Consider the following 22,703-nt stretch of genomic DNA (forward strand, 5'->3'; position numbering starts at 1 on the left):
CGCGCCTCGCACGTCAAGCCGACGCGCCGTTCTAACGTGGGCACCCACAACGGTGAAGCATCGGGGAAGGCGAACAATGCGCACGCTACGAGTGGTCGGGCTGCACGAGGACGGTAAGTCCATCGTGTGCGAAGACCCGGCGAGCCGTACGCGTTTCCTCCTCCCGGCCGATGAGAGACTGCGCGCGGCGGCGCGGGGGGACATCACCCGCCTCGGCCAGATCGAAATCGAGTTGGAGAGCCAGATGCGGCCACGCGAGATCCAGGCGCGAATCCGCGCCGGCGAATCAGTCCAGCAAGTCGCGAGCGGCGCCGGGATTTCGGAGCAGCGCGTCGAGCGCTACGCCTACCCCGTCCTGCTCGAGCGGTCGCGCACCGCCGAGCTCGCGCAGAGCGCCCACCCGGTCCGCGAGGACGGCCCCGACGTGCAGACGCTCGGCGAGGTCGTCGCGTACGGCTTCGGCGTCCGCGGGCACGACTACTCGAAGGCCACCTGGGACGCCTGGAAGGGCGACGACGGCCGCTGGGTCGTCGTGCTGCAGTGGAAGGCCGGGCGCTCGGACAACCGCGCGCACTGGGCGTTCGCGCCTGGGGCGCACGGCGGCACGGTCATGGCGCTCGACGAGAACGCCGAGGTCCTGCTGGACCCGAACGCCTACCGCGCCCCCCGCACGGTCCGCGCCCTGGACCCGGCCCGCGACGCGGAGTTCCAGCCGACGCTGGACTCGGTGCCGCCGCAGGACCACGCCGAGCTGCCGGCCGCCGAGCCGGACCCGGACGACGACACCCGCGAGATCCCCCGCGTCCCGGCGGACCCGGAAGAGGACACCGCCGACCAGCCGCGGCCGAAGGCCAAGAAGAGCCACCCGATCGTGCCGTCCTGGGAGGACGTGCTGCTCGGGGTCCGCTCGCAGCGCGGCTAAGCCCCAAGCGCCCCAATGTGGCCTTGGTTGCGTCTGACGCACCCAATGTGGCCTTCGGTGCGTCTGACGCACCGAAGGCCACATTGGGGCGCTAGTCCAGCCGGGCCGCGAGTGTCTTAGGCGCCACCTGGCGGTACGCCTCGCGCACGATCCGGTCGATCTCACCCCAGTCGACGTCGACGTCCAGCCGTACGCCCAGCCAGCCGCGGTGCCCGACGTACGCGGGCCGGAAGAACCGCTCCGGCTCGGTGCGCACCAGCTCTTCCTGCGCACCGGGCGGCGCCGGGCACCAGAACGCGAGCCGGCCGTCGCCGTGGTGGTCGTCGTGGAACATGACGAACGACTTCTTGCCGCGCACGAACCACGTGGGCGTCCCGTGGCTGAGCCGTTCGGTCGCCTCGGGCAGGGCCAGACACAACTTCCGCAACGCGTCGAGCTGCTCCATCCCGCAAGACTACGAGCTAGAAGGCGATCACCAGCACACCGATCCACGCGATCACCACGCCGCCCGCCGCGCCGTACGCTGCCCAGCGCAGGATCGGCGTGCGGCGGATCAGCCACAGCGACGGTGCGATCCCCGCCGTCACCACGACCGACGCCACCAGCGCCAGCCAGCCGCTCGTCTCGCGCGCCAGCGTCGACGCCAGTGCCAGCATCGCCACCACCACCACGGCCGCGATGAACGCCGACACCGTCAGCCCGGTCAGCCACGGCGTCGGTTCCCCCGGCGGGCCGGGCGGGCCGAGCAGGGTCCGCACGAACTTCCGGCCGGGTGCTTCGGCCCGCGGGGGCGGGTCGACGACCGTGTCCGCGCCCGTCACCGGGTCCACGAACCGCACGCTCGTGCCCATCACCGCGGCGAGCCGGCCGGCCAGCTGGCGGCCGCGCTGGGAAACGACCGCGCCCGCTTCGCCGCCGGACTCCGCCGAGACCGCGGCCGCCACGCGCGCCCACTCGTGCAGGGCCTGCGCCAGGTCGGCACCGATCGCGAGCTTGTGCGGGTCCACTTCGCGCGCGTGGTCCCCGCCAGGTCCGGCCAGCACGGCGCGCTCACCGCGGATCCGCAGCTCCATGGACCTGAACCTTAGTCACCCGAGGCCAGTTCGTAGAAGGCGACGGCGGCGGCCGTGGCGATGTTCAGTGAGTCGACTCCGGCCGGCATGGGTATCCGCACCGCGTGATCAGCCGCCGCCAGCGCCGCACCGGTCAGCCCGGGACCTTCGGCGCCGAACAGCAGAGCCACCGGTCCGGGCGCGTGCTTGCGCAGCTCGCGCAGCGGGACCGAGCCCGGCCGCGGGGTGAACGCGGCGACGGCGAACCCGCGTGCCCGCAGGTCGTCGAGCCCGCCCGGCCAGTCCGTGAGGTGCCCGAACGGCACGCGCAGGACGTGGCCCATCGACACGCGTACGCTGCGCCGGTACAGCGGGTCGGAACAGCCCGGCCCGAGCAGCACGCCGCCGACGCCGAGCGCGGCCGCGTTGCGGAAGAGCGCACCGAGGTTTTCGTGGTCCCCCACGCCTTCCAGCACGGCGATCGTGTCCGCGCCGCCGACGACTTCCGGGATCGTCAGCGGGGCCGGCCGGTCCGCGACCGCGAGGATGCCGCGGTTGAGGTGGAAGCCGACGACGTCGGCCATCGTCTCGGCGGATGTGACGTATTGGGGCACATCCGTCCCGGCGAGCTCGGCGGCCAGCTCGGCGAACCGCCGTTCGACGCCCAGCAACGCCCGCACCGGGTAGCGGGACGTCAGCAGCCGGGACACCACGACAGTGCCTTCGGCGATCACGAGTCCCTTGCCACCCGGGCGGTCCGGCCGCCGGTCCGCTGTGGACAGGTCGCGGAAATCGTCGACCCTGGGGTCGCCGGAGTCGTCGATGTGGATCACGCCCATCCGCCCAGTCTGTCACCCGCCTGCCGGGCGCGGCACTGGTCCGAACGTCGAACCGCGAGTGGTACGAACGGGGTCATTTTGCTGTCAGTTAACTCGTCGTGACGGAGAGCACCAGTTTGGCCGCTAGCCCGGTTGCATCGGCTGTGTAACGGTTGTCCGCCGGGACCTGAAACACGTCCTAGTTCCACGACGACGCAAAGCAGGGATGGTCATGGGGATGGACCTCGCGGCGCAGCCGTTCAACACGCTGGACCGCGGACGGTACCGCCGCAAGGTGCAGCGTTGCCTGGACACGTTGGCCCGCATGCTCACCGACGGCAGCTTTTCGTTCCCCCGCAAGAACATCGGCCTCGAAGTCGAGCTGAACCTGGTCGACCGCGAGCTGCGTCCGTCGATGACGAACACCGCCGTGCTGGAGGCGCTCGACGACCCGTCGTTCACCACCGAGCTGGGCCAGCACAACATCGAGCTGAACGTGCCGCCGCGGCCGCTGGCCGGCGATTCGGCCCTGCAGCTCGAAGACGACCTCCGCGCGTACCTCGGCACGGCGGCGTCGAAGGCCCGCGACACCGGGTCGTCGCTGGCCATGATCGGCATCCTGCCGACGTTGAAGCACGAGCACTTCGACCAGAAGTGGCTGACCAACAAGACCCGGTACTCGACGTTGAACGACCAGATCTTCGCCGCGCGCGGGGAACGCACGGTGCTCGCCATGGAAGGCGCGCCGCTGCCGGGTCAGCAGCCCGAACGCCTGCGCAGCTACGCGGAGTCGATCCTGCCGGAAGCCGCGTGCACCAGCGTGCAGCTGCACCTCCAGGTCGCGCCCGAGGAGTTCGCGGCGCACTGGAACGCGGCGCAGTGCCTGGCCGGGCTGCAGATCGCGCTCGCGTCGAACTCGCCGTTCCTGCTCGGCAAGGCGCTGTGGCACGAGACGCGCATCCCGTTGTTCCTGCAGGCGACCGACACCCGGCCCGAGGAGCTGAAGAACCAGGGCGTGCGGCCGCGCGTGTGGTTCGGCGAGCGCTGGATCACGTCGATCTTCGACCTGTTCGAGGAGAACGTCCGCTACTTCCCCGGCCTGCTCCCGGAAACCGACGCCGAAGACCCGATCGAGGCACTCGACGCGGGCCAGGCGCCGAAGCTCACCGAGCTGCGCATGCACAACGGCACCATCTGGCGCTGGAACCGGCCGGTGTACGACGTCGTCGACGGCCTGCCGCACCTGCGCGTGGAGAACCGCGTGCTGCCGGCCGGGCCGACGGTCGTCGACACGGTGGCGAACGCGGCGTTCTTCTACGGCGCCCAGCGCGCGCTCGCCGAGGCGGAACGCCCGGTGTGGAGCCAGATGTCGTTCCAGGCCGCCGAGGAAAACCTCTACGCCGGCGCGCGCCGTGGCTTCGAGGCGCAGCTGTACTGGCCGGGCATCGGCTGGATCCCGCCGGACGAGCTGGCGCTGCGCGTCCTGCTGCCGCTGGCCCACGAAGGACTGCGCCGCTCCGACGTCTCCGACGAGGCCCGTGAGCGCTACCTCGGGATCATCGAGCGCCGGTGCCTCGCGCGGCGCACCGGCGCGACCTGGCAGCGCGACTTCGTCGTCCGCGCGCAGGACCGCGGGATGGACCGCGAGACGGCGCTGACCCGGATGCTGGGGCGCTACCTGGAGCTGTCGGAGTCCGGCGAGCCGGTGCACACCTGGCCGTTGGCGGATTGACCGCTAATCTGGGTCGATGCCGAAGATTCTCGGTGAGTCGCTGGAAGCGCACCGCCGCGAGGTCCGCGCCCGGGTCTTCGACGTCCTGCGCGCCCAGCTCTACGAACGCGGCTTCGACGCGATCACCCTCGCCGGCGTCGCCGCGGCGGCCGGTGTCGGGCGGACCGCGCTCTACAACCACTTCCCCGACAAGGAAAGCCTGCTCGTCGCCTTCGTCGAAGACGAGGCGGCCCGGTACGTCACACGGCTGACCGAAGCGGTCGAAGCGCAGGCGGACCCGGTCGACCAGCTGGCCACGTTCGTCCGGCTGCAGCTGCGTGTGCTGGCCGAGTACCACATGCCGCCGGGCACCGCGCTCGCGTCGGCGCTGGCGCCCGCGGCGTACCGGCGGATCAGCGCGCACGCCGACCCGATCACCGACCGGCTGCGCGCGATCCTGGCCGGCGGGGTCGACCTGGACCGCTGGCCGGCCGAGGACCCGGACGTCCTGATCCCGATGATCACCGCCGCACTGGGCAACCGGACGCTGGTCGACGGGCCCCCCGAACAGCTGGACGACGTCATCGAGGCGGCCGTCCGGTTCGTGCTCCGGGCCATCGGAGCTGTGATTTAGGGTAGCCTAACCCGGAAATATGGCCTACGATCTTTCTGACAGCGTGTCAGATCGATCGCCGGGAGGCCTGCCCATGTCGGTGACCACAGAGGCTCGCCCCTTCTCCGCGACGCTGCGCGCGTCCACGCTCGAGGTGCACGAGAAGGCGAACTACTCGACGTACATGCGTGCCCTGCTCGGCGGTGAGCTGACCCAGGAGGGCTACACGCAGCTGGCCATCCAGTACTACTTCGTCTACAGCGCGATCGAAGCGGCGAGCGACACGATGGCGGGTCACCCGGTCGGGGGCGAGTTCGTCTTCGACGAGCTGCGGCGGCTGCCCAGCCTGGAGCGCGACCTCGCCCACCTCGTCGGCCCGGACTGGCGCTCGACGATCTCGCCCCTCGCCTCGACGCGGGCGTACGTCGCCCGGATCGAGGAGGCGTCGGCGTGGGCCGGCGGGTACGTGGCCCACCACTACACGCGCTACCTCGGCGACATCGCCGGCGGCCAGGCCATCCGGCGGCTGCTGGAGCGCACCTACGACGTCGCCGAAGCGGGTACGCTCTTCTACCACTTCGACGAGATCGGCAGCGCGCCCCGCTTCCGGGACCAGTACCGGGCGAAGCTCGACAACGCGCCGTGGGACGAGGCCGAGCGCGCGCGGGTGATCGAGGAGACGGTGGTGGCGTTCGAATGCAACGTCGCCGTCTTCGACGAACTGGCTTCGCGGCTCGACGAGTTCCGCGCCTGAATGATCGTCGTCACAGCTCGTTGACCTCCAGTTAGGTCCAGGTAGCAGGCTCGGTTTCGGGTGGCGGACCTTCGGGTACGCCACCCGAGGAGCCGCCGTCCCAGTGTGTGACGGCCACGCGCCCCCGCTCGCCGCGGTGCGGTGTGTGCTACTAGGTTCGATACCGGAAACTTGTGTCGAAGACAGAAGGAGGGCCAATGGCCCGCTACGAGCTGCCCGATCTCGACTACGACTACGGCGCCCTCGCGCCGCACATCTCCGGCGAGATCAACGAGCTGCACCACAGCAAGCACCACGCGACCTACGTCAAGGGCGCGAACGACACGCTCGACAAGCTCGAAGCCGCCCGCGAAGCGAACGACTTCGGCTCGATCGTCGGCCTGGAGACCACGCTGGCCTTCAACCTGGCCGGCCACGCCAACCACGTCGTGTGGTGGAAGATCCTGTCGCCGGAAGGCGGCGACAAGCCGACCGGCGAGCTGGCCGCGGCGATCGACGAGGCGTTCGGCTCCTTCGACAAGTTCAAGGCGCAGTTCACCGCCGTCTCGACCACGATCCAGGGCAACGGCTGGGGCGCGCTCTCCTGGGACCCGATCGGCAAGACGCTGATCACCCAGCAGCTGCGCGACCACCACAACAACCTGATCCTGCCGACCGTGCCGATCCTGCTGGTCGACGTCTGGGAGCACGCGTTCTACCTGGACTACAAGAACGTGAAGCCGGACTACGTCAAGGCTCTGTGGAACATCTTCAACTGGGCCGAGATCTCCAAGCGGTTCGACAACGCCGTCGCCGGCGGCAACGGCCTGCTGCTCGGCTGAGCACCGGCGCCAACGGGGTCCTTCCTGCGGGGAGGGCCCCGTTTTTCGTCGCCGGGTGAAAATCCCTTGACCTCGAGTGCGGTCGAGGTGTTTCGCTGGACGCATGGACGTCGACGCGTATCTGGCCCGGCTCGGCGTGGATCGGCCCGCCGCGGCCGACCTCGCGACCCTGCGCCTCCTGCAGGAACGCCACCTGCTGGCGGTCCCCTTCGAGAACCTGAGCATCCACCTGGGCGAGCCGGTCGAGCTGACCGAAGACGCGCTCTTCGACAAGATCGTCCGCCGCCACCGGGGCGGGTTCTGCTACGAGCTCAACGGCTTGTTCGCCGCACTGCTGCGCGCACTGGGGTACGACGCGGAACTGCACGCGGCACAGGTCTTCCACCCGGACGGCACGCCCGGCCCGCCGCTGGACCACGCGGCGATCGTCGTCTCACTGGCCGAGCCGTGGCTGGTCGACGTCGGGTTCGGCAAGTTCTCGCGGCTCCCGCTGCGACTGTCCGGCGTGGACGCCCAGCCCGACCCCGGCGGCGACTTCCTCCTGCTGGACGCCCCGCACGGCGACGTCGACGTGCTGCTGGACGGCGTCCCGCAGTACCGCTTGGAGCGCCGGCCGCGCCCGCTGGCGGACTTCGTCCCGATGGCGTGGTGGCAGGCGACGTCCCCGGCGTCGCACTTCACGAAGTCGCTGACGTGCTCGCGGCCGACGTCCCAGGGCCGCGTGACGCTCTCGGGAGACCGGCTGATCGAGACGGTCGACGGCGTCCGGCACGAGGTCGTCCTGGGGACGGAAGCGGCGGTCCGGCTGGCGTACCGGGTCTACTTCGACCTCCCGCTGACGCGGCTGCCGACTCCGCCGGGTGAGAGTCCCTTGACGAGCGGCGCGCTCAGCCCGACACTGCCGTGAAGTGAACCCCGCCGCTGCCCTGTAATGAACCCCGCCGCTGCCCTGCAATGAACAGAGCCCCGGCCTGGGGTTCCCAGGCCGGGGCTCTGTCCGTTCCCGAACTGACTGCCGCTCCCACCACGAAGCGGACATGTATGAGGTTAGCCTAACCTCATCTCCCGGGCAAGAGCCTCCTCGCGGAGACCCCGATCTCACTCGTTCGAGTGGCTTCAGCTGTGCGAAACCGCCGAAAACTGTCGGTGCGTGGCGCTACGGTCACTCCGTGAACACGAGGGGGATGTATCCACCGAAAGACCACACGGTGCTGATCGCGCTGTCGGTCCTGGCTGTGGTGATCGTGCTGGGCGGCGCGGCCGCCTGGTTCCTGGAACCCGGATCGGCGGAGCCGAGGGCTGCGCCGCTCGAGCTGCCGGCGCAGTGGCCCACGCCCGGCGGTGAGCCGCTCCGGCCGGTGCCGATGCCGACCGGGGAAATGGCCGCAGCACTGCCGTCCGGCACGAGCGGTCAGGTGCTCTGCGCCGCGGTGCCGGAGCAGACGTGGGCGAGCGTGCTGGGCGGTCCGGTGCGGCAAGAGGTCGACAAGAACGGCCAGTGCCACGTCGTCACCGCCACCGTCGACGCCTCGGCGACCCTGTGGGCCGACCCGGTGCCGATGCGGGGGACGGCCCCGGAGCCCGTGACGGTCTCCGGCCGCCAAGCCACCGTGGGCCCGTTCGGCCTGAACGGCTACGGCGAGATCCTCACGGCCAGGCTGAGCGACGCCACGGAGAAGTGGACGCGTTCGAGCCTCCAGCTCATCGTCAACCGGGTGCCGGGCGCCCGGGACGAGCACGACTTCCGCAGCATGGCGCTGTCCCTGGCCGGCCCGATGATCGGCGCGATCACCACGCCCGGCCCGGCCCTGCCCCGCACCGGCGAATCTCGCGAGATGACCCCGGTCCCCGGGTCGGGGATCGTGGACGCGCCCTACCCGTTCATCTCGTGGCAGCTGTGCACCCAGCTGGCCAAGGCCCTCGGCGCCCCGCTCGACCAGCTGAAGCCGGGCCCGTTCGGCTCGTGCGCGCGGGAGAACGACGGCACCGCGGTTTCCCTGACCTACCACAGCGAAGGCGAGGACTACTTCCCCGACCGCGTCGCGGGCCGCCCGGCCCACGACAACGCGTCGGGCAGCAACGTGGTGGTCCAGCTGCTGGACGACTCACGCCAGACACTGGAGATCAGCTGGATCGACGCCACCCAACCCCGCGACGCCCTCCGCGACTTGGCCGAGAAGGTGGTGCCACCGCTACTCGGCCGTTAGACCTTCGCCCGCTTCAGCACCCGGAGCCCGAACCCGCGCTGCACCGGCCACGAAACCCCACCCCGCCGGATCAGCACCACCGCGCACACGACCGCGGCGACCGCCGAAACCGCCCCGCCGATGTAGAAGGGAGACCGTCCGCCGAACGCGTCGGCCATCCACCCGACCATCGGCCCGCCGATCGGGTTGCCGCCGATGAGCACCAGCACGTACAGGCCCATCACGCGGCCCCGCATCTCCGGGCTGACCGACGTCTGCACCAGCGCGTTCGCCGTGTTGAGGAACGTCATCGTGGCGAAGCCCAGCGGGATCAGGCCGATGCCGAAGGTCAGGTACGTCGGCATGAAGGCCGTGATCAGCTCGAACACGCCCAGGAAGAACGCCGAGACCAGCATCAGCCGGACCCGCGGCCGTCCCTTCGTGCCGCGGCGCGCCGACATGATCGCCCCGGTGAACGTGCCGACCGCGACGAGTGTCGAGAGCAGCCCGTAGCCGTCGGCCGCGGTGTGGAAGACGTTCGCCGCCACGATCGGCAGCGAGCTGAAGTAGGTGATGCCGAACGTGCTGACGAACAGCACCAGCACCATCACCGTCATCAGGTCGGAGCGCCGCCGGACGTAGCGCAGGCCCTCGGCCAGCTGCCCCTTCTCGCGCGGCACCGCCGCGACGCGGAACAGCTTGTCCGGGTTCATCAGGATCAGCCCGGCGATCACCGCGATCGTGCTGGCCGCGTTCGCGATGAACAGCCAGCCGGTGCCGATCCAGGTGATCGCGAACCCGGCGATCGCCGGCCCGACGATGCGCGCCATGTTGAAGATCGACGAGTTCAGCGCGACCGCGTTCGCGATCTGGTCCCGCCCGACCATCTCGGCGACGAACGACTGCCGCGTCGGCACTTCGAGCGACGCCGTCACGCCGAGGGTGAAGCACAGGACGTAGACCTGCCACAGCGTCACGATCCCGGACAGGTCCAGCAGCCCCAGCACGACGGCCTGCACGCACGCCGCGGCCTGGATCCAGGTCAGCAGCCGCCGCTTGTCGACGCGGTCGGCGAGGACGCCGGCCCACAGCGAGAGGAACAGCGTCGGCGCGAACTGCAGTGCCACCGCGACGCCGAGGGCGATCGGGTTGTTGCCGCTGAGGGTGAACACCAGCCAGTCCTGGGCGATGCGCTGCATCCAGGTGCCGATGTTCGAGATGACCTGGCCGGTGAAGAACAGCCGGTAGTTGCGGATCCGCAGGGAGGCGAACATGCTGCCGCGCTGTGCCTTCGAAGGCGGCGACGGCGGCGATGAGGACGGCGGTGGCGCCGTGTCCCGGGTAGCAGTGGTCTCGATCGAACGCTTCGTTTCGCTACCCGTGGCCGTCACCGTGGTTAGTTCCCCGCCATCCTGTCGATGATTTCGGCGGCTTTGGAGAGCACTTCACGCTCTTCGTCGCCGAGTTCCGCCAATTGCCGGTCCAGCCACGCCTCCCGCACGGAGATGGCCTTCTGCACGTAGGCCAGCCCGCTCTCGGACAGCTCGACGATGGCTTGCCTGCCATCGGTCGGGTGCGGGCGCCGCTCGACGAACTTCATCTCCTCGAGCGCGGCGATCACCCTCGTCATCGAGGGCGGCTGGACGCCTTCCTTCGCGGCGAGCTGACCGGGGGTCAGCGCACCGCACTTGTGCAAGGTGGACAGCGCGGCGACCTGCGTGAGTGTGAGGTCGTCCCCGACGCGCTGTGCCCGCAGCCGGCGGTTGAGCCGGACCACCGCGAGACGCAACCGGCTCGCCAAGGAACGGTCGTGCGTGTCGCCGGACATATAGTTAGCATACCTTACGAAACTTCGGGCGAACGGGTGATCTCCGCCGCAACCCGCCGCGACCTCAGGCGTCCTCACTGCGGACGGACGGGGGAAGCGTGAAGAAGCAGGTGGTGGGCGGGGCCGTGGTCGGCGCGGCGGTCCTGGCGATCGTGGTGGCGCAGTTCTGGCCCGGTGAAGACGCTCCCCCGGCGGCGCCACCACCACTGGTCGCCCCGACCACCACCACGGTGCCCACCCGAGGGCAGCTGGAGGTCTACCGGCTCGCGGAGGGTCCGGCGATCGAGATCCCGGTGCCTGCCACTTGGGCCGTGAGCCGAGACAAGGAGCGCGCGAGCTACCGCCGGGGTGACCTCCTGCTCGAGACCGACCGCGTGCCGATCACGCAGGAGGACGCCGTCGGCGGCCTGCGGGCGGTGGCCGCCGGGCAGGGTGGCACCGTCGCCGAGCACGCCCCGATCGGCGACCGCGACGCCGCGGAATGGGACTACACCTACGAACGCGGCGGCGTGCCGCGCCGGGTGAGCGTGGTCGGCGTCGGCGCCGGCGACGCGCTGGTGACCGTGCGGTTCGAGGCCCCGGCCACGGAGTTCGAGCGCAACCGGGGCGTTCTCGACGCGGCTCTGATGATCAGGAGCTGAACGCCGCCTGCAGCGGCCCGACCGCGAAGTAGGCGACGAAGGCCACCGCGATCACCCACATGAGCGGGTGGACCTGGCGGGCCTTGCCGGTGGCCGCGCGGATCACGACGTAGCTGACGAAGCCGGCGCCGATGCCGTTGGCGATCGAGTACGTGAACGGCATGACGACGATGGTCAGGAACGCCGGCAGGGCGATCGAGAAGTCGGTGAAGTCGATGTCGCGCACCTGCGCCATCAGCATCGCGCCGACCACGACCAGCGCCGGCGCGGCCGCTTCGACCGGCACCACCTGGTAGAGCGGCGTCAGGAACATCGCGGCGAGGAACAGCACGCCGGTGACGATGTTCGCCAGCCCGGTCCGCGCGCCCTCCGCGATGCCGGACGCCGACTCGACGAACACCGTGTTCGAGCTGGCCGAGCCGAACCCGCCGGCCGCGCCGGCGAGGCCCTCGACGAACAGCGCCTTGCCGACGTTGGGCAGCTGGCCGTCCTTCGGCAGCAGGTCGGCTTCCTTCGCGAGACCGGTCATCGTGCCCATCGCGTCGAAGAAGTCGGCGAGCACCAGGGTGAACACCAGCAGCACGACGGTGATGATCGGCAGCCGCGTCCAGGCGCCGAAGGAGACGTCGCCGACCAGGGAGAGGTTCGGCAGGCCGACGACCTGGTCCGGCAGCGCCGGGTAGCCGAGGTTCCAGCCCTTCGGGTTCGTGCCCTGCGACGGCCCGGCCTTGACGATCGCTTCGACGACGATCGCCAGCACCGTCGAGGACAGCACGCCGATCAGGATGGCGCCCTTGACCTTGCGGACGACGAGGACGCCGGTGATCAGCAGGCCGACGACGAACACGGCGGTCGGCCAGGACGCGATCGAGCCGTTGATGCCCAAGCCCACCGGCACGGTCGTGTGCGCGTCGTCCGGCAGCCGGCGCACGAACCCGGCGTCGACCAGGCCGATCAGGCAGATGAACACGCCGATGCCGACGGCGATCGCCGACTTGAGCGCGGGCGGCACGGCCCGGAACACCGCGGTGCGGAAGCCGGTGAGCACGAGCAGGACGATGATCACGCCCTCGATGACGACCAGGCCCATCGCCTCGGGCCAGGTCATCTGCGGGGCGATGGTGACCGCGACCAGGCTGTTGATGCCCAGGCCGGTCGCGATGGCGAACGGGTAGTTCGCCACCAGGCCCATCAGGATCGTCATGACGCCGGCGACCAGGGCGGTCACCGCGGCGACGTTCGACACCGGGAGGATGCCGCCGAGGAGGTCCTTGTGCGCACCCGCGTCGTCGGCCGAGAAACTGCCGATGATCAGCGGGTTCAGCACCACGATGTAGGCCATCGTGACGAAAGTGACCAGGCCACCGCGCAGCTCGCGCGGCACGGTCGAACCCCGCTCGGTGATCTTGAAGAACCGGTCCAGTGTGGACGTCCCCGCGCGGGTCGTCTCCTGCTCCGCCATTGGCCTGCCCATTCTGTCGCTGCTGCGGAGTACCCTGCACCTCGTGAGTGAACCGATCAATCCACCGGAGGTTACGGGCTCGTTGCGGCACACGCCGGAGCTGCCCAAGAAGCTGACCGACCTGACGCCGGTGGTGATCGTAGGCACCTCGATCTGGGCTGTCGCGCTGGTGGTGCTGTTCTTCACGACTTCGGGGCTGTGGGTGCAGACGGCGCTGTCCGGGTTCGCGCTCGGGTTCATCGGCATGGCGATCATCACCTGGCAGCGCGCCGCCGCCCGGCGCGGGTCGAAGTCGGCCCAGCGGCTTTAGGCCAGCAACGTCCTCGGCGATGGGTCGTCGAGCAGCGCCGTGATCAGGTGCCGGTCGGGCCAGCGGCCGGCCGCCCAGGCGAACGCGCGGGCCAGGCCTTCCGAGGTGTCGGCCGCGTGCAGCCGGTCGTCGGACCACCACTGGACGTCGTGCGCGGCGCCCTCGATCGACACGGTCAGCGGGTCGTGCACGAGGACACCGCCCTCGGGCAGCCGGATGCCGAGCTGGTCCGCGACGAGCTTCAGCGCGGGGAGGTCTGCCCAGGGCGCGTACTCGCCTTCGCTGGTGACCTCGGCGGGCGTGGTGCTCGCGAGCGGCAGGTCGAGCAGCTCGGCGAGCCGCTCCGGCTCCTCCGGGGCGACCACGTACTGGTCGGCCGCGAGCGCCCCGGCCCCCCACGGCACGTCCAGGACCAGCGCGTCGTCGACAACGGACCCGTCCGCCGCCCGGACGGCCCGCGGCGGGCGCGGCGCCAGCCCGGACTCGACGACGGCGTCGTGGGCACGCGTGGTCAACCCGGCCGAGACGGCGCGTTCCGGATCGGCGAGCCGGTTCAGCAGGTCGCCGGCTTCCTCCACAGTGGACAAGGTGAGGTCGGCGCGCACCCCGGCGGCCGCGAGGAGCTGTTCACTCAGCCCGAGATCGGGAACTTCGTCGTAGAGCCCGGCCAGGTCCGCGTCCGGTAGCCGCCACTCGTTGGGCGCGAGGCCGCCGAGCACGGCGTACTGCGCGATCCACCAGCGCGCATGTCCGTGTGGCGCCCGCAAGGCGTGCCAGGTCTCGGGCCGCGCGGCGAGCAGCCGCAGCGCGGCGGGCCAGGCGTCGTCGGCGACGAGGTCGAGGTCCCGGACGGCGAGCAGCGTCGACGGCGGTTCCGGCAGCGAGTCCCACCAGGCTTCCTCGTCGGGGAGGTCGTGGTCGGGCTCGTGCGGCTCGTCGTCGGTGACGAGCGCGAAGGAGTCGAGCACCCCGGCGGCCTTGAGCGTGCCGGCGGGCCAGTCTTCGGCGAAGTCCTCGTCGAGGACGTCGAGCGCGCCGTCCTCCTCGAAGACCTCTTCGTCGAAGACGTCCAGCAGCGGCGACGCCGGGAGCACGAGCTCGTCGGCCCGGCGCCAGGATTCGGTGGCGGGCAGGGCGAGCGCGCCGACCCAGCCGGGCGCGTCGTCCCCGCAGTCGGCGACGAGCCGCAGTACGGCGCCGGCGAGCGTCGTACCGTCCAATCCGGAGCGGACGTCCTCGACACTGCGCTCGACGGCGTCGCGCAGCTGGTCGGCGTTGAGCAGTTCCCGAGCGTCGGCTTGCTTGGCGCCCAGGCGTTCCAGCAGCGGGTGCGACGCGGCGGGGTGCACGAGCCGCAGCCCCGGGATGTCCACATCGGACAGCAGTTCGAGCAGTTCGGCCGAGCCTTCGACGAGCAGGCAGCCCCGCGCGCCGGGCAACGTCCGGCCGTCGGAGAGCGGGACGGGCAGGCCGTCCAGCCGTTCCGCGGCCAGCGCATGGGACTCGACGGCCTTGGCGAGCGCGTCGTAGACGTCGTGCCACCAGCCGGGTTCCCGCGTGGCCCCGGTGAGCGTTTCCAGCACCTCTTCGATGCTGATCACCTGCACCGAAACGGCTTTCAACACCTGCGCGGGAGCGGCACCCTTGAGCATGTTCGGCACGACGTCGGCCAAAAGCTTCGGCAGCCCGGGCACGTCGACGTCGAGCACCTTCGCTTGCCGCCCGGCGACCTCGCCACCATCCTGAGTGGACAGCCACGGCTCACTGCCGAGCCGGGCGAGCACTTCGTCGCGCAGCTTGGCATCCACAGTGGACTTCGGAAACCCGGGCACGGGAACGAGCGCGAACCGCTGTTCGGCGGGCAGCAGGCGAACGAGCTGCACGTACTCGGCAGCCGCGGCCTCGAGCGCCCGGTCGAGTTCGGCCCCGGGCAGCGCCCGACGTCGCGACGGCTCGACCGGCAGGGACGCGAGAAGCCTTGCCGGCAGCGACAGCCCGTCATCGGTCGGCGTCGGCGCATGCAGGACGTCTTCTCCGAGCGGCTCGGGAGTTCCTTCGTCGGTGACGGGAACCGCCCACACGACGTCACCACGATGCGTCAGCCACCGGGTTTCCTTTTCGGGTCCCCGGATCTGAACGGTGTGGCCATCGACGGCCCGAGTCCAAACGCGACCGTCCACTTCGGCCTCGGCCAGCCACGGCAGGGCGAGGAGCAGATCGGCGATGTCGCCTTTCAGGTCGTCGAGGAGGGCGGCCCCGTCGATGTCGTCCCGCAATGGAAGGCGGACCTCGGTGTCGAAGCCCTCGGGGACATCGTTGACCACAGGCCAAGGAAGTCGCAGAACCGGAACGTCACCGGCGATGCCGGCGGCTTCCCGGGTCCGTTCGGCGGAGAAGGCGACGCCGCCGGTGGTGGAGACCACGGAGGGCCGATCGGAAACGGTACGCACGGCGGCAAACCCGACACCGAAGCGCCCGACGGCGCCTTCACCCTTGCCGGAAGCCCGCAGCGAGGCGAGCGAGGCAACACCCCGGGCGTCAAGCGGCGCCCCGGTGTTGGCGAACCGAAGTTCACGGTCCACAAGGGACACCCGAACCCGCCCGGGAGTCCCGCCGGCCATGGCGGCATCGGCGGCGTTCTGGGCGAGTTCGACGAAGAGCCGATCCCGATAGGCCCCAACCCGCAGATCCCGCTCGACGTTGGTGTCCTCGATGAGCCGGGTGGGCGAGTCCTGCCAGGAGCGCAGGGTGGAGTCCCGAAGCCGCGCGGTCCCGAAGGGGTCGGCTGCGGTGGGCTCAGGCGTCGCGGTGGTCACTGGAGGTTTCGGCGCCGTCGCTCTGGTTGGTTTCGTCCTGCGGGGTCACTGGCTCGGCTTCCTCGGTGACGGCCGCTTCGGGTTCGGCAACCGCATCGGTCACCTCAGCCTGAGTCGGCTCCGCCTCGGCGGGCTCGGGCACGTCGGCAACAACCGGCCCGGCGGCTTGCGGTTCCGCGGCAGCGCGCTCAACCTCGGGCGCATCAGCCTGGGCGGGCTCCGCAGCACTCGCCTCGGCGGGCTCGGCCCCGATCGCCGTCTCGACGGCAGTTGCCTCAGCCGGATCCACAACCACATCGGCCGCAGGCTGCTCGGCTGCGCCCTCCGCCGCCTCGGCAGCGACCGGCTCAGCCTCAACCGGACCCGCCGCTTCCGCCACCACGGGCTCGGCCTCGGCAGGGCTCGCCGCCTCCGCCGGAGCTGACTCCGCCGCCGCCGACTCAGCCTCAACCGGACCCGCCGCTTCCGCCACCACCGGCTCGGCCACGGCAGGGCTCGCCGCCTCCGCCGGAGCTGACTCCGCCGCCACCGGCTCCGCCACAACATCAGTCGCCTCGGCAACAGCCGGCTCAGCCTCAACCGGACCCGCCGCTTCCGGCTCGGCCGCAACATCAGCCACCTCGCCAGCCGCCGACGCGGCCTCAGCCGGGCTCGTCGCCAGTTCGGGCTCTGCCGCCGCTGCGATCTCCGGCTCCACCTCCGCCGGGGACAGATCTGCCTCTGCCATGCCCGTCGCCGGCTCGGCCGCGGCCGTCTCCACCTCCGCGGCTGCCATCTCGGCCGCCGGCTCCGCCGCCGCAGGTGCCTCGGCTGCCGCCGGCTTGGTTGCCGCTTCCGCCTCGGCCGGCACCTCCTTGGCCACCGTCTGCGGCTCCGCCGCCGCAGCGACCTCGGGCTCCGCAACCACCTCGGCTGTCGCAGCCGTTTCCTCCGGCTTCGCGTCCGCAGAGATCTCCGGCGCGGCAGCCCCCGCCGGAGTCACCTCGACCGCAGCCTCCGTGGCGGGCGCAACCGCCTCCGGCTTCGCGTCCGCAGGGACCTCCGGCTCCGCAACCACCTCGGCCGCAGCCGCAGCAGCCTCCGGCTCCGCAACCACCTCGGCCGCAGCCGCAGCAGCCTCCGGCTCCGCAACCGCCGTGTCCGCAGCCTCCGGCTTGGCCTCCACCTCGGCCGCCGCAGCCTCGGGCGTGGCCTCCGCCTCCGCAGCCACCTCATCCGGCGCCGGCGCGAAGTCCAACAAAGAATCGTCGTACACCAGCTCCGCCACCGGGACCGACGAAGTCACCTCGACCTCTACCTCCGAGTGCGCCCCACACCCGTACTGCACGTCCACGACATGCCCGTCCGCCGGTGCGATGTCGTTGCTGCACACCCCGAACACCCCGCGCAGCGACCCCGCCAACGGCACGAAGAACCCACACGTCCCGCACACGTCCGGCGCACTCCGCGCCATGTCCGACCGCGGCCCGAACTCGCCGCCGTGCCAGCGGGACGCCGCCTCCGTGCGGCCGTACCTGGACAGCACGTGGACCCGGCCCAGGCCCGCTTCGCGCGAGACCTCCTCCACCGCCGGGTCGTCCGACTGCAGGTACGCCGGGGCCAGGCGGGGGTCGTTCTCGTCCGTCGGGAAGATGTCGCCCACGCCCAGGTCGCCCGCGCGGACCCGGCGCTCCCACGGCACCCACGCCGGCGCGATCAACGCCGACGGGCCCGGCACCAGGACGACCTCGCTGACCGTCACCGGCTCGTCGTCGCCCGCCAGGGCCACCGTCACGCACCAGCGCCAGCCGCGGTAGCCCGGGACCTGGGCCTCGAACAGGTGACTCGCCGTGACCGCGTCCTCACGCGTTACGCCCACATGGGCGCCGATCTGCTCCCCGGGCGTTTCGTCGAGCACCGCCGCGCGCGCGAACTCCACCGCATCGGCGAGCTTGCGCTGCACGGAACCGTCATCGAGGGTCAGCAGCAGCGTCATGCGGCCAATTGTGCCGCACGCATCCTCGGCGCCCGTGCCAGGCTGTTCCTCGTGCGCACGCCGATCCTCACCACGCTGCTGCTCGCCGCCGCCCTCGGCGGCTGCGCCAGTGCGCCCGCCCAGGAAAGCGGCCCGGAACAGCTCACCGTCGACGTCCTCTCGACGCTGCCGCACGACCCCGCCGCCTTCACCGAAGGCCTCGAGTTCGCCGGCGGCACCCTCTACGAGAGCACCGGCCTCGCCGGGCAGTCGAAACTCACCGCGGGCCCGGCCGGCGGTTCACCCGAAAGAACCGTCACCCTCCCCTCGCCGCTCTTCGGCGAGGGCGTCACCGTCCTCGGGCCGACGCTCTGGCAGCTCACCTGGCAGGACGGCGTCGCCATCGAACGCGACGCCGGAACCCTCGCCGAGCTGCGACGGGTCCAGTACCAGGGCGAAGGCTGGGGACTGTGCCACCAGGCCGACGGCCGGCTCGTCATGAGCAACGGCTCGTCCTGGCTGACCTTCCGCGACCCGAAGACCTTCGCCGTCACCGGCAGCGTCGACGTCGGCCGCGACCAGCTCAACGAGCTCGAGTGCGTCGGCGGTGACGTCTACGCAAACGTTTGGCACACCGACACGATCCTGCGTGTCGACGCCGCCAGCGGGCACGTCACCGCGACGATCGACGCAGGTCAGCTGCGCGCGCAGCTGAACGAAACCGGCGCCGAAGACGTGCTCAACGGTATCGCCGCCGTCCCCGGGACCGATGAGTTCCTGCTCGCCGGGAAGCAGTGGCCGACGACGTTCCGAGTGAGGTTCGTCCCGGTAAAGCCGGGATGAGCAGGCGGAACCGACCCCCGGTAAGGCAGGATTGAGGCGTGGCACTCTTCGGCTCCCGCTCCGACGGCTCCGGCTCGCCGCCGCGCGGCCGGAAGTCGAAGCGACGCTGGACGCCGGAGCCGCGCGCCACCCAGGCCAAGCCCTGGCGGGAAGCCGTCGCCCCGCCGCCGACGCGCGTCGAGCACCAGAGCGCGCCGCCGCCCACCCGCGTCGAACGCCCGGTGCCGCCGCCGGCCCCGCGCGGCGGCTACTACGACGACCGCGGGCCGGACGCGAACCAGGCCCCGACCGCCGCCGCCCCGATGGGCCACCGGCCGCCGCCTCAGCCACCATCGCCGCAGCCACCACCGCCGCGCGGTGCCCGGCCGTACCCGCCGCCGCACGACCCGAACCGCACCGACCGCATCCACCGCGAGCCACCACAAGGCTTCTACCAGGGGGAACGCCGGCCCGGCAGCGGTGAGTACGAGCACTACGACACCGGCGGCTACGCGGGTGAGCCGCGGCCGCCCGAGCCGGAGCCCCAGCAGCCGCGCGAAGAGCCGCGCACGCCGGGTGGCACGCCGAAGCTGCCGAAGAAGATCACCGTCACGCGCGTGGCGGCGATGCGCGGCCGGCAGCTGACCGGCCAGGCCGTCGGCGCCTTCCAGCGCGCGACGAAGGCCGACGGCGCCGAAAAATCGGGCCTCACCTCGCTGACCTACGCCGTGATGCTGAACTACGCCAGCGACGCCGCGATGGCGATCGCGCTGGCCAACACGCTGTTCTTCGCCGCGACCAGCGGCGAGAGCAAGGGCAAGGTGGCGCTCTACCTGCTCATCACGATCGCGCCGTTCGCGCTGGTCGCGCCGGTGATCGGGCCCGCGCTCGACAAGGTGCAGCGCGGCCGCCGCCTGGCGATGTGCGCGTCTTCGGTCGGCCAGGGCCTGATGGCCGTCGTGATGGCGCTGCACTTCGACGACTGGCTGCTCTACCCCGCCGCGCTCGGGATGATGGTGCTCTCGAAGTCCTTCACCGTGCTCAAGGCCGCGGTGACACCCCGCGTGCTGCCCTCGGAGATCACGCTCTCCAAGACCAACGCCCGGCTGACGACGTTCGGCCTGCTCGCCGCGGGTGTGTTCGGCGCGCTCGCCAGCGGGGTCAACGCGATCGCCGGGTCGTCCGGCGCGCTGTGGTTCACGGCGCTGATCTGCGTCGCGGCGGCGGTGCAGTCGATGCGGATCCCGTCCTGGGTCGAGGCGACCGAGGGCGAAGTCCCGACGTCGCTTTCGGCGCACCCGACCGAGAAGAAGCGCCGCCAGCCGCTGGGGCGCCACATCGTCGTCGCGCTGTGGGGCAACGGCTCGGTGCGTGTGCTCACCGGCTTCCTGATGATGTTCGCCGCGTTCGCGGTCAAGGCCCAGACCGAGGGCAGCGGCCAGACGCCGTTCATGCAGCTGCTGCTGCTCGGCGTGATCGGCGCCGCGGCCGGCGCCGGTGGCTTCCTCGGCAACGCGCTGGGCTCGCGCCTGCAGTTCGGCAGCCCGGACCAGGTGATCGTCGGCTGCGTCGCCGGCTGTGTGCTGGCCGCGTTGGTCGCGACGTTGCTGCCCGGCCTGGCCACGGCCGCGATCGTCGGCCTGGTCGGCGCGACCGCGAGCGCGCTGGCCAAGATCAGCCTCGACGCCGTCATCCAGGAAGACCTGCCCGAGGAGTCACGCGCGTCGGCGTTCGGCCGCTCGGAGACCGTGCTGCAGCTGGCGTGGTGCCTCGGCGGCGGCGCGGGCCTGCTGCTGCCGCCGACGTACTGGATCGGCTTCCTGGTCATCACCGTCGTGCTGGCGGTCGGCCTGACCCAGACGTACCTGGTGCGCCGCGGCGGTTCGCTGGTGCCGGGCCTCGGCGGCGACCGGCCGCTGCGCCCCGAGCCGACCGGCAGCTTCCCGGCCCAGGGCCTGCCCAGGGACCCGGCGCCCCGCCGGTAGGCTCCGGCCATGCGACGTTCCCGGGTGGTGGCCCTGCTTGCGGCCGGTGGGTTCGCGGTGGCCGGCTGCTCGGCGCCCGGCCCGGCCGAGGTCACGTTCTACGCCGACGGCCACACGATCAACACCACGCCGGTGCTGACGTGTGACTACTCCCAGCAGCTCGCGCAGCCGTGCAGCGCCAAGGGCGACACGAAGACGTTGAAGGTCCGCCCGGGCAAGCCCGTGCAGATCTCGGTGCCCGGCGAGGTCGCCGACGCGCCGTGGCAGATCGTCTACGAGTACGTGACCCCGCAGGGCGAGTTCAAGCAGAGCGACCCGATCCCGTTCACGTCACTGGACCGCTACGCGTACACCGTGACGCCGCCGACGCCCGCCGACCGCATCTCGGCCGTCGACGTGCAGAAGTACACCGCCGTGCTGAACGCGGGCACCGGCGAGTCGGGCCTGCTGCCCAGCGACGTGTGGGGTCTCCGGCTGGAGGCTTAGGGATCGATGTCCCTGGCGACCGCGCGCATGATCTCGGCGATCTGCTTGGTGTGCTTGCGGTCCGGGTAGCGGTTGCGCCGCAGGTCCGGCTGCACCTTGAGCTCGAGCAGCTTGATCATGTCCTCGATCAGGCCGTGCAGCTCCTCGGCCGGACGACGGCGGGCCTCGGCGACGGACGGCGGCGGGTCGAGCAGCCGGACGGAGAGCGCTTGCGGCCCACGGCGGCCGTCGGCGACGCCGAACTCCAGCCGCTGGCCGGCCTTGAGCCCCTCGACGCCCTGCGGCAGCGCGGCCTTGCGGATGTAGACGTCGGCGCCACCGTCCTGCGTGACGAACCCGAACCCCTTCTCCGCGTCGTACCACTTGACCTTGCCGGTCGGCACTTCCCTCACCAATCCTTCTGCTGTCCTGCTCACGACGAACGCGCCCGGGGGCGTACCCAGGGCGCGCTGGGGTAAAGGGTATCTCGCCACATGCCCTGGGGAGAAGTCGATACCGGCGGATACCCTCTCCGTCATGACGACCGCGACGAAGGAGGCCACCGTGGCCGCCCCCGGCAAACCGTTCCTGATGCGGATCGGCATCGGCCTGTTCGCCCTCGGCATGCTCGCCGTGCTGACGGTGTTCATCATGTTCGCCGCCGGCCTGGAGAACCTGCCGATCTGGCTGTCCGTCGGCGCCGGTGTCGTCACCCCGCTGGGCCTGCTGCTCGGCCTGCTCGCGCTGGTCTTCGAGGCGCGGGGCAAGAAAACGAGCTAAGGCACCACGCTCCCCGCGAAGGTCCGCTCGAACCAGCCCGGGAACTCCGTCAGCGAGTCGAACACCACTTCGGCGCCTTCGCTCAGCAGGAGCGCGCGATCGCACGGCCCGGTCGTGACGCCGACCGCGATCGCGTTGGCGGCCAGCGCGCCGCGGATGTCGCCGGCGTGATCTCCGACATACACGCGCGCGTCGTGCGCCCGGAGCGCCTCGGCCTTCCGCGTCGACCACAGCTCGCCCACGACCTCGTCGACGTCGAGGCCGAGCGCGTCGACGTGCAGTTGCGCGTTGGGCCCGTACTTCCCGGTGACGACCAGCGTGCGCCCGCCCGCGGCGCGCACCGCCCGGAGCGACTCGACCGCGCCCGGCAGCGCAACCGTGCTCGGCACGACCATCTCGGGGTACAGCGCGCGGAACCGGTCGACGAGACCCGGGATGCGTTCCTCCGGCGCCTCGAAGCCGCGCAGGATGTCGTCGAGCGGCGGCCCGAGGTTGGCCGCGAACGCGTCGCCGTCCAGCGGCAGGCCGGATTCGACGCCGAGCGCGTTCATCGCCGCGGCCATGCCCGGCCGCGCGTCGATCAGTGTCATGTCGAGGTCGAACCCCACCGTGATTCCATCCATGCCCCCGCCACCACCCTCAACCGAGGCGCTTCGCGCCGCTGTATTGATACAACCGACACGTTAGCCGCCACCACCGACAGTTTTACACGTCAACCGATCATGTACAGCGTCTTGACAGCAGAGCAATCCGTGTCAAGGTG

The 22,703-nt window shown here is 71.2% G+C and carries 23 protein-coding genes; 13 read left to right on the plus strand and 10 right to left on the minus strand.

What is annotated here, in order from left to right:
* Window positions 1-76: 76 nt before the first annotated feature.
* Entirely contained in the window at window positions 77-922 is an 846-nt protein-coding gene (gene sepH / locus M8542_RS15585; protein WP_257920864.1) for a septation protein SepH, read from the plus strand.
* Window positions 923-1,013: 91 nt separating this feature from the next.
* Here sepH and M8542_RS15590 read toward each other — a convergent pair whose 3' ends face one another.
* From M8542_RS15590 to M8542_RS15600, 3 genes are read right to left on the minus strand one after another with little or no spacing between them, the layout of a single operon-like run.
* Window positions 1,014-1,367 (minus strand): MmcQ/YjbR family DNA-binding protein, encoded by a 354-nt coding sequence (locus M8542_RS15590; protein WP_257920865.1) that lies wholly within the window; start codon window positions 1,365-1,367, stop codon window positions 1,014-1,016.
* Window positions 1,368-1,383: 16 nt separating this feature from the next.
* Window positions 1,384-1,995: a DUF2537 domain-containing protein gene (locus M8542_RS15595; RefSeq protein WP_257920866.1), complete on the minus strand. Its 612-nt coding sequence runs from the start codon at window positions 1,993-1,995 to the stop codon at window positions 1,384-1,386.
* Between the two features lie 11 nt (window positions 1,996-2,006).
* On the minus strand, window positions 2,007-2,813 hold the full coding sequence (locus M8542_RS15600; RefSeq protein ID WP_257920867.1) for a TrmH family RNA methyltransferase: 807 nt from the start codon (window positions 2,811-2,813) through the stop codon (window positions 2,007-2,009).
* Between the two features lie 211 nt (window positions 2,814-3,024).
* On the opposite strand from M8542_RS15600, the gene M8542_RS15605 reads away from it, so the two are divergent.
* From M8542_RS15605 to M8542_RS15630, 6 genes are all read left to right on the plus strand, one after another.
* Window positions 3,025-4,524: a glutamate-cysteine ligase family protein gene (locus M8542_RS15605; protein ID WP_257920868.1), complete on the plus strand. Its 1,500-nt coding sequence runs from the start codon at window positions 3,025-3,027 to the stop codon at window positions 4,522-4,524.
* Between the two features lie 16 nt (window positions 4,525-4,540).
* Complete coding sequence (locus M8542_RS15610) at window positions 4,541-5,137, plus strand: TetR/AcrR family transcriptional regulator (protein WP_257920869.1); 597 nt, start codon at window positions 4,541-4,543, stop codon at window positions 5,135-5,137.
* Window positions 5,138-5,210: 73 nt separating this feature from the next.
* Complete coding sequence (locus M8542_RS15615) at window positions 5,211-5,870, plus strand: biliverdin-producing heme oxygenase (protein ID WP_257920870.1); 660 nt, start codon at window positions 5,211-5,213, stop codon at window positions 5,868-5,870.
* 197 nt (window positions 5,871-6,067) lie between these two features.
* Window positions 6,068-6,691 carry a superoxide dismutase gene (locus M8542_RS15620; protein WP_003088226.1) on the plus strand — a complete coding sequence of 208 codons (624 nt, stop codon included), beginning with the start codon at window positions 6,068-6,070 and terminating at the stop codon, window positions 6,689-6,691.
* Window positions 6,692-6,794: 103 nt separating this feature from the next.
* Window positions 6,795-7,598, plus strand: coding sequence for an arylamine N-acetyltransferase family protein (locus tag M8542_RS15625; protein WP_257920871.1), 804 nt, complete (start codon window positions 6,795-6,797; stop codon window positions 7,596-7,598).
* Window positions 7,599-7,875: 277 nt separating this feature from the next.
* Entirely contained in the window at window positions 7,876-8,898 is a 1,023-nt protein-coding gene (locus M8542_RS15630; RefSeq protein WP_257920872.1) for a flagellar basal body-associated FliL family protein, read from the plus strand.
* Here M8542_RS15630 and M8542_RS15635 read toward each other — a convergent pair.
* Together M8542_RS15635 and M8542_RS15640 are read right to left on the minus strand one after the other, a co-directional pair.
* Complete coding sequence (locus M8542_RS15635; protein ID WP_257920873.1) at window positions 8,895-10,151, minus strand: MFS transporter; 1,257 nt, start codon at window positions 10,149-10,151, stop codon at window positions 8,895-8,897. The two genes, M8542_RS15630 and M8542_RS15635, sit on opposite strands and share 4 nt — an antisense overlap.
* 122 nt (window positions 10,152-10,273) lie before the next feature.
* Window positions 10,274-10,705, minus strand: coding sequence for a MarR family winged helix-turn-helix transcriptional regulator (locus M8542_RS15640; protein WP_257920874.1), 432 nt, complete (start codon window positions 10,703-10,705; stop codon window positions 10,274-10,276).
* A 98-nt stretch (window positions 10,706-10,803) separates the two neighbouring features.
* Here M8542_RS15640 and M8542_RS15645 point away from each other — a divergent pair, with 98 nt between their 5' ends.
* Window positions 10,804-11,346 (plus strand): hypothetical protein, encoded by a 543-nt coding sequence (locus M8542_RS15645; protein WP_257920875.1) that lies wholly within the window; start codon window positions 10,804-10,806, stop codon window positions 11,344-11,346.
* Here the strand turns inward: M8542_RS15645 and M8542_RS15650 are convergent.
* Window positions 11,336-12,808 carry an NCS2 family permease gene (locus M8542_RS15650; protein ID WP_257920876.1) on the minus strand — a complete coding sequence of 491 codons (1,473 nt, stop codon included), beginning with the start codon at window positions 12,806-12,808 and terminating at the stop codon, window positions 11,336-11,338. The two genes, M8542_RS15645 and M8542_RS15650, sit on opposite strands and share 11 nt — an antisense overlap.
* 82 nt (window positions 12,809-12,890) lie before the next feature.
* Between M8542_RS15650 and M8542_RS15655 the strand changes: the two genes are divergently transcribed.
* A complete protein-coding gene (locus M8542_RS15655) occupies window positions 12,891-13,118 on the plus strand; it encodes a DUF2530 domain-containing protein (protein WP_257921062.1) in 228 nt (75 codons plus the stop codon).
* Here M8542_RS15655 and M8542_RS15660 read toward each other — a convergent pair.
* The gene (locus tag M8542_RS15660) at window positions 13,115-15,934 is read right to left on the minus strand and encodes a sacsin N-terminal ATP-binding-like domain-containing protein (RefSeq protein ID WP_257920877.1); all 2,820 of its coding nucleotides are present in this window, start codon (window positions 15,932-15,934) and stop codon (window positions 13,115-13,117) included. The two genes, M8542_RS15655 and M8542_RS15660, sit on opposite strands and share 4 nt — an antisense overlap.
* Entirely contained in the window at window positions 15,915-17,909 is a 1,995-nt protein-coding gene (locus M8542_RS15665) for a DUF3027 domain-containing protein (RefSeq protein ID WP_257920878.1), read from the minus strand. The genes M8542_RS15660 and M8542_RS15665 overlap by 20 nt, the downstream gene beginning before the upstream one ends.
* A 51-nt stretch (window positions 17,910-17,960) precedes the next feature.
* Here M8542_RS15665 and M8542_RS15670 point away from each other — a divergent pair, with 51 nt between their 5' ends.
* Genes M8542_RS15670 through M8542_RS15680 form a run of 3 tightly spaced genes read left to right on the plus strand, consistent with a single transcriptional unit; the run spans window position 17,961 to window position 21,181 of the window.
* The gene (locus tag M8542_RS15670; protein WP_257920879.1) at window positions 17,961-18,731 is read left to right on the plus strand and encodes a glutaminyl-peptide cyclotransferase; all 771 of its coding nucleotides are present in this window, start codon (window positions 17,961-17,963) and stop codon (window positions 18,729-18,731) included.
* A 38-nt stretch (window positions 18,732-18,769) separates the two neighbouring features.
* Window positions 18,770-20,695: an MFS transporter gene (locus M8542_RS15675; protein WP_257920880.1), complete on the plus strand. Its 1,926-nt coding sequence runs from the start codon at window positions 18,770-18,772 to the stop codon at window positions 20,693-20,695.
* Between the two features lie 9 nt (window positions 20,696-20,704).
* Window positions 20,705-21,181: a DUF2771 family protein gene (locus tag M8542_RS15680; RefSeq protein ID WP_257920881.1), complete on the plus strand. Its 477-nt coding sequence runs from the start codon at window positions 20,705-20,707 to the stop codon at window positions 21,179-21,181.
* Here the strand turns inward: M8542_RS15680 and M8542_RS15685 are convergent.
* Window positions 21,178-21,564 carry a cold-shock protein gene (locus tag M8542_RS15685; RefSeq protein ID WP_013230216.1) on the minus strand — a complete coding sequence of 129 codons (387 nt, stop codon included), beginning with the start codon at window positions 21,562-21,564 and terminating at the stop codon, window positions 21,178-21,180. The two genes, M8542_RS15680 and M8542_RS15685, sit on opposite strands and share 4 nt — an antisense overlap.
* A gap of 133 nt (window positions 21,565-21,697) precedes the next feature.
* On the opposite strand from M8542_RS15685, the gene M8542_RS15690 reads away from it, so the two are divergent.
* On the plus strand, window positions 21,698-21,940 hold the full coding sequence (locus tag M8542_RS15690; protein ID WP_257920882.1) for a hypothetical protein: 243 nt from the start codon (window positions 21,698-21,700) through the stop codon (window positions 21,938-21,940).
* On the opposite strand, the gene M8542_RS15695 is transcribed toward M8542_RS15690, so the two are convergent.
* Entirely contained in the window at window positions 21,937-22,563 is a 627-nt protein-coding gene (locus tag M8542_RS15695) for an HAD family hydrolase (RefSeq protein WP_257920883.1), read from the minus strand. The two genes, M8542_RS15690 and M8542_RS15695, sit on opposite strands and share 4 nt — an antisense overlap.
* Between the last annotated feature and the right edge of the window lie 140 nt (window positions 22,564-22,703).

Source organism: Amycolatopsis iheyensis (genome assembly GCF_024703995.1).
GTDB lineage: Bacteria > Actinomycetota > Actinomycetes > Mycobacteriales > Pseudonocardiaceae > Amycolatopsis > Amycolatopsis iheyensis.

Bases quoted from the DNA above. Each gene is read 5' to 3' on its own strand.
- sepH (WP_257920864.1), top strand. From the start codon at position 77: ATGCGCACGCTACGAGTGGTCGGGCTGCACGAGGACGGTAAGTCCATC.
- M8542_RS15615 (WP_257920870.1), top strand. From the start codon at position 5,211: ATGTCGGTGACCACAGAGGCTCGCCCCTTCTCCGCGACGCTGCGCGCG.
- M8542_RS15680 (WP_257920881.1), top strand. From the start codon at position 20,705: ATGCGACGTTCCCGGGTGGTGGCCCTGCTTGCGGCCGGTGGGTTCGCG.
- M8542_RS15650 (WP_257920876.1), bottom strand. From the start codon at position 12,808: ATGGCGGAGCAGGAGACGACCCGCGCGGGGACGTCCACACTGGACCGG.
- M8542_RS15595 (WP_257920866.1), bottom strand. From the start codon at position 1,995: ATGGAGCTGCGGATCCGCGGTGAGCGCGCCGTGCTGGCCGGACCTGGC.
- M8542_RS15665 (WP_257920878.1), bottom strand. From the start codon at position 17,909: ATGACGCTGCTGCTGACCCTCGATGACGGTTCCGTGCAGCGCAAGCTC.
- M8542_RS15690 (WP_257920882.1), top strand. From the start codon at position 21,698: ATGACGACCGCGACGAAGGAGGCCACCGTGGCCGCCCCCGGCAAACCG.
- M8542_RS15610 (WP_257920869.1), top strand. From the start codon at position 4,541: ATGCCGAAGATTCTCGGTGAGTCGCTGGAAGCGCACCGCCGCGAGGTC.
- M8542_RS15620 (WP_003088226.1), top strand. From the start codon at position 6,068: ATGGCCCGCTACGAGCTGCCCGATCTCGACTACGACTACGGCGCCCTC.
- M8542_RS15605 (WP_257920868.1), top strand. From the start codon at position 3,025: ATGGGGATGGACCTCGCGGCGCAGCCGTTCAACACGCTGGACCGCGGA.
- M8542_RS15640 (WP_257920874.1), bottom strand. From the start codon at position 10,705: ATGTCCGGCGACACGCACGACCGTTCCTTGGCGAGCCGGTTGCGTCTC.
- M8542_RS15695 (WP_257920883.1), bottom strand. From the start codon at position 22,563: ATGGATGGAATCACGGTGGGGTTCGACCTCGACATGACACTGATCGAC.
- M8542_RS15625 (WP_257920871.1), top strand. From the start codon at position 6,795: ATGGACGTCGACGCGTATCTGGCCCGGCTCGGCGTGGATCGGCCCGCC.
- M8542_RS15635 (WP_257920873.1), bottom strand. From the start codon at position 10,151: ATGTTCGCCTCCCTGCGGATCCGCAACTACCGGCTGTTCTTCACCGGC.
- M8542_RS15600 (WP_257920867.1), bottom strand. From the start codon at position 2,813: ATGGGCGTGATCCACATCGACGACTCCGGCGACCCCAGGGTCGACGAT.
- M8542_RS15630 (WP_257920872.1), top strand. From the start codon at position 7,876: ATGTATCCACCGAAAGACCACACGGTGCTGATCGCGCTGTCGGTCCTG.
- M8542_RS15590 (WP_257920865.1), bottom strand. From the start codon at position 1,367: ATGGAGCAGCTCGACGCGTTGCGGAAGTTGTGTCTGGCCCTGCCCGAG.